Annotated in this window: 1 protein-coding gene; it reads left to right on the forward strand. The window is 43.6% G+C overall.

Features of this window, described 5'->3' with window-relative positions; translation table 11 throughout:
* Nucleotides 1–147: 147 nt before the first annotated feature.
* Nucleotides 148–761 (forward strand): metal ABC transporter solute-binding protein, Zn/Mn family (locus AB4496_RS28740; RefSeq protein WP_372133499.1); only part of this gene is annotated, 614 nt, incomplete at its 3' end.

Raw genomic sequence — 761 nt, forward strand, 5'->3', positions numbered from 1 at the left:
AACCTACTCAATTTGATGAAAATACATTGGAATCTGCAGGCTGGAAATTGGTGGTGAATGAGTCAGAAGTTGCTGATCAGCATGAAGCTTCTTCACATTAATCCCGGACTCTCGAAAAACAAAATGCTCACTAATAAGAGATTTACTATGCGATTCATGACTCTATTGATGTCGTTAATGGCGGTGCTATCGACACCCAATGCATTGGCAAAAGAATACACAGTCGACAGCGATAAGTTGACGATAGGCATTACCCTACAGCCTTACTATAGCTACGTAAAAGCAGTGGTAGGTGACAAAGTGAACATCCTTCCTTTGGTTGATGCTGGCTTTAACCCGCATAATTATTTGCCACAACCGAATGACTTGAAGCGATTGAGCCAGATGGATGCAATCGTGGTAAACGGTATTGGCCACGATGACTTCGCATTAAAAGTCATTTCAGCTGCGCAACGTGATGATTTAATGGTTATTGAAGCGAACAAAGAAGTACCTCTACTTCCTGCATTAGGCCAGTCTGTTGGCCAAGGCGCAGTGAACCCACATACGTTTGTTGGACTTTCTACAACAATCCAAAAGGTTTACACCATCGCGAGCGAAGTTTCTAAGCTCGACCCAGACAACGCTACGTTTTATCGCAAGAACGCACGTAAATACGCCAAGCAATTTCGCTTTATGAAGCGCGATGCGATGTTGTCACTAGGCGAACTCGACACATCAGGTATGAAAGTAGCGACTACGCACAATGCTTATGGCTATAT

Origin of the sequence: Vibrio sp. 10N.222.46.A1, from assembly GCF_041473595.1 — a bacterium.
Taxonomy (GTDB): Bacteria; Pseudomonadota; Gammaproteobacteria; order Enterobacterales; family Vibrionaceae; genus Vibrio; species Vibrio tasmaniensis_A.